Raw genomic sequence first — 4865 nt, 5'->3', positions numbered from 1 at the left:
CGGGTGCCCCACGCAGCCGGGCCAGCCGCCGGAAGGCCGCCTCGACCCCTCGGACCGGCCATGACACCGCCGGCTCACGGACCGGCCGGGTCTGCGCACCTGTGGGCATGGTCGTCCTGTCCTCGTGGTCGCTGTCGCCTGGGGCCGCCGTCCGCGGCACTGACCCCGCTTGCGGGTACCCCGGGATCCCTCTCCCCTCACCTGTGACTTCGGACACGTCTGTACGTCCTCCGGGGCGTCGCCGTCCGGCTCGCCGCGCGGGGCGGCGTGTCGCGGACGCACGACGGGGGGAGGTTTTGTGCGGCGGGGTCCGAGCGGGTTAGCCTGCGGCGTATTTCTCATCGAGCAGATCCGTGAAATGCGGAAATGCACATGTTGGGGCCCTTGCGGGCCGCCGGGGTTTTCGGGTCCTCACCGCCGAGGGCCCGTGGGGAGCGGGACGAGGTTGCGCATGACCAGCGACAAGTCCGAGACGGTGGACGCCGGGCCGGGCAACCAGGAGCTGAGACAGCTGCTGGCGGGCCTGACAGCCGTGCGGGACGGCGACTTCGGCACACGCCTTCCGGAAGACGCCCATGGGCTCATGGGTGACATCGCGACCGTGTTCAACGGCATGGTCGACCAGTTGTCCGTGTTCACCTCCGAAGTGACCCGGGTGGCCCGGGAGGTGGGCACCGAGGGGACGCTCGGGGGGCAGGCGGAGGTGCCCGGGGTCTCCGGGACCTGGGCCGACCTGACCGACTCGGTCAACGCCATGGCCGGGAACCTCACCACCCAGGTCCGCGACATCGCCCAGGTGGCCACGGCGGTGGCCAAGGGCGACCTGTCGCAGAAGATCGACGTGCCCGCGCGCGGCGAGATCCTCCAGCTGAAGAACACCGTCAACACGATGGTGGACCAGCTCTCCGCCTTCGCCGACGAGGTCACCCGCGTCGCCCGCGAAGTGGGCACCGAGGGGCGCCTCGGCGGCCAGGCGAAGGTGCCGGGGGTCGCCGGTGTGTGGCGGGACCTGACCGACTCGGTCAACTTCATGGCCGGCAACCTCACCAGCCAGGTCCGCAACGTCGCCCAGGTGACGACGGCGGTGGCCAAGGGCGACCTCTCCCAGAAGATCACCGTCGACGCCCGCGGCGAGATCCTCGAACTGAAGAACACCATCAACACGATGGTCGACCAGCTCTCCGCCTTCGCCGACGAGGTCACCCGCGTCGCCCGCGAGGTCGGCACCGAAGGACGCCTCGGCGGCCAGGCCGACGTCAAGGGCGTCAAGGGCACGTGGCGGGACCTGACCGACTCGGTCAACTTCATGGCCGGCAACCTCACCAGCCAGGTCCGCAACGTCGCCCAGGTGGCGACCGCGGTGGCCAAGGGCGACCTCTCCCAGAAGATCACCGTCGACGCCCGCGGCGAGATCCTCGAACTGAAGAACACCATCAACACGATGGTCGACCAGCTCTCCGCCTTCGCCGACGAGGTCACCCGCGTCGCCCGCGAGGTCGGCACCGAAGGACGCCTCGGCGGCCAGGCCGACGTCAAGGGCGTCTCGGGCACCTGGAAGGCCCTCACCGACAACGTGAACGTGATGGCGTCGAACCTGACCGGTCAGGTGCGCTCCATCGCCCAGGTCGCCACCGCCGTCGCCCGCGGCGACCTGTCCCGCAAGATCACGGTCGAGGCCAAGGGCGAGGTCGCAGCGCTGGCGGACGTCATCAACACGATGGTCGACACGCTGTCCGCGTTCGCCGACGAGGTCACCCGCGTCGCCCGCGAGGTCGGCACCGAGGGACGCCTCGGCGGCCAGGCCCATGTGCCGAACGTGGCGGGCACCTGGAAGGACCTCACCGACAACGTCAACTCCATGGCGAACAACCTGACCGGCCAGGTGCGCAACATCGCGCTGGTGACGACGGCGGTGGCCCGCGGTGACCTGTCGAAGAAGATCGACGTGGACGCGCGGGGCGAGATCCTCGAGCTGAAGACGACCATCAACACGATGGTGGACCAGCTCTCCGCGTTCGCCGACGAGGTCACCCGCGTCGCCCGCGAGGTCGGCACCGAGGGACGCCTCGGCGGCCAGGCCGAGGTGGAGGGTGTCTCGGGCACCTGGAAGCGGCTCACGGAGAACGTCAACGAGCTGGCCGGCAACCTGACCCGTCAGGTACGGGCGATCGGCGCGGTCGCCAGCGCCGTGGCCGAGGGCGACCTGACCCGCTCGATCACCGTGGAGGCCTCCGGGGAGGTCGCCGAGCTCAAGGACAACATCAACTCCATGGTGGAGTCGCTGCGCGAGACCACCCGGGCCAACCAGGAGCAGGACTGGCTGAAGACCAACCTGGCGCGCATCTCCGGCCTGATGCAGGGCCACCGGGAGCTGCCGGTGGTGGCCGAGCTGATCATGGAGGAGCTGACGCCGCTGGTGGCGGCCCAGTACGGCGCCTTCTACCTCTCCGAGGACGGCGAGAGCGGCCCGGAGCTGCGGCTCGTCGGCTCGTACGGCAGGCCCGACGACGACCGGCGGCCCGACCGCTTCCCCGTGGGGCGCTCGCTGGTCGGCCAGGCCGCCCGCAGCCGCCGCACCATCACCGTCGACGCGCTGCCGCCGGACTACGTCACCATCTCGTCCGGGCTCGGCCAGACCGTCCCGACCGCGCTGATCCTGCTGCCGATCCTGTTCGAGGACCAGGTCCTCGGTGTCATCGAGCTGGCGTCGGTCACCTCCTTCACCCCGATCCACCGGGACTTCCTGGAGCAGCTGCGCGAGACGCTCGGCGTGAACCTCAACACGATCGTGGCGAACGCCCGCACCGACGAGCTGCTGGAGGAGTCGCAGCGGCTGACCGCCGAACTCCAGGCCCGCTCGGCCGAGTTGCAGTCCCAGCAGGAGGAACTGCAGCGCTCCAACGCCGAGCTGGAGGAGAAGGCCACCCTGCTCGCCTCGCAGAACCGCGACATCGAGGCGAAGAACCTGCAGATCGAGCAGGCCCGGCAGGAACTGGAGGCCCGCGCCCAGCAGTTGTCGCTGGCCTCGAAGTACAAGTCGGAGTTCCTGGCCAACATGAGCCACGAGCTGCGCACCCCGCTGAACAGCCTGCTGATCCTGGCCCAGTTGCTGGCCCAGAACCCGTCGCGCAACCTGACCCCGAAGCAGGTCGAGTACGCCGGGATCATCCACTCGGCGGGCAGCGACCTGCTCCAGCTGATCAACGACATCCTCGACCTGTCGAAGGTCGAGGCCGGCAAGATGGACGTCACCCCGGAGCGGGTGCCGCTGCGCCAGCTGATCGACTACGTGGAGGCCACCTTCCGGCCGATGACGTCCCAGAAGGGACTGGAGTTCGCCGTCAGGACCGCGCCGGGCGCGCCCGCCGACCTGCTGACCGACGACTCCCGGCTGCGGCAGATCCTGCGCAACCTGCTCTCCAACGCGGTGAAGTTCACCGAGCAGGGCGGCGTCGAGCTGGTCATCGAGCCGGCGGCGGACGGGGAGGTCCCGGAGGGTGTCGTGCGGGGCGGTGCCGTCGTGGCGTTCCGGGTGCGGGACACCGGCATCGGCATCCCGGAGCAGCACCTGGAGACGATCTTCGGGGCCTTCCAGCAGGCGGACGGCACCACGAGCCGCAAGTACGGCGGGACCGGCCTCGGTCTGTCGATCACCCGGGAGATCGCGCATCTGCTCGGCGGCGCCGTCGCGGTGGACAGCACTCCCGGCCGGGGCAGCACCTTCACGCTGTATCTCCCGGTGGCCCGCCCGGACTTCGAGCAGCTGCTCGGCAGCGGCCGGCTCGTGCCGAGGGAAGCGGCCGAGCTGAACCCGGCGGCCACGGCCGCCCCGGACATCGCCGTACCGCAGTCCTCCCCCGCCCGGCAGCGGCCGCGCCGGCTGCTCGTGGTGGAGGAGCGGCCGCGCGGGCTGCTGACGCTGGTCGCCGAGAGCGTGGTCGCGGAAGTGGCCCGGCACAGTCCGGACGACGGCTCCCCGCTGCCCGCCGTGGAGGTCATCACCGCCGTGGGGGCGCAGGAGGCGGCGGGCGCACTGGCCGCCGAGCCGTGCCACTGCGTCGTGCTGGACCTGGACATGCCCGACGGGGAGGCGGGCCGGTTCCTGCGGGCCTTGCAGGGCGACTCGGGGCTGGCTGGCGTACCGGTGCTGGTCCACAGCGGCCGGCGGCCGGAGGAGGCCCGGGACGAGGCGCTGCGCTCGCACCGGGACGACGGGGCGCTGGAGTTCCTGTCCAGCCTGGACGAGCTGCGCGAGCGCGTCGCGCTGCACCTGTCGGCCGAGGAGCCCGGGGACGTGCTGTCCCTGGTGCGGGCCGAGGACCGGCAGGACCTCGCCCCGCCGGTCGACGACAGCTTCCGGGGCCGTACGGTCCTGGTCGTCGACGACGACGCGCGCAACCTGTTCGCGCTGAGCGGGATCCTGGAGATGTACGGGTTCCGGGTGCTGCACGCGGAGAACGGGCGCAAGGGCATCGACACGCTGCTGGCCCACCCGGACATCGCGATGGTGCTGATGGACGTGATGATGCCGGAGATGGACGGTTACACGGCCACCGCCGAGATCCGCAAGCTGCCGCAGTACGCCGACCTGCCGATCATCGCCGTCACCGCCAAGGCGATGCCCGGCGACCGGGAGAAGTCCCTGGCCTCGGGTGCGAGCGACTACGTCACCAAGCCCGTCGACACCCACGACCTCATGGCCTGCGTCCGGCGCTGGCTGTCCACGTGAGCGCCCGAGCGCGCTCCGGCCGAGGAGCAGCACTGTCGTGAGCACGACCGAGCAGTCATACGAGCCCGAGGGCGCCGCTGCGGGCGCGGAACCGTCCGCGCCCGCCGGACGGCCGGCCGCCGGCGATCCGGCGCCG

1 protein-coding gene is annotated in these 4865 nt (G+C 71.1%); it reads left to right on the top strand.

The window, feature by feature from the left end:
* Positions 1-451: 451 nt before the first annotated feature.
* Positions 452-4729 carry a HAMP domain-containing protein gene (locus H5J33_RS23505; RefSeq protein ID WP_181796889.1) on the top strand — a complete coding sequence of 1426 codons (4278 nt, stop codon included), beginning with the start codon at positions 452-454 and terminating at the stop codon, positions 4727-4729.
* Positions 4730-4865 lie beyond the last annotated feature (136 nt).

The organism is Streptomyces sp. WELS2, assembly GCF_013870595.1.
Taxonomy (GTDB): Bacteria; Actinomycetota; Actinomycetes; order Streptomycetales; family Streptomycetaceae; genus Streptomyces.
Note: the sequence above shows the minus strand (reverse complement) of the source record. Positions and strands in the feature narration are given on the sequence as shown.

Excerpts from the sequence above, each read along its gene's own strand:
- H5J33_RS23505 (WP_181796889.1), top strand. The coding sequence starts at position 452 with ATGACCAGCGACAAGTCCGAGACGGTGGACGCCGGGCCGGGCAACCAG.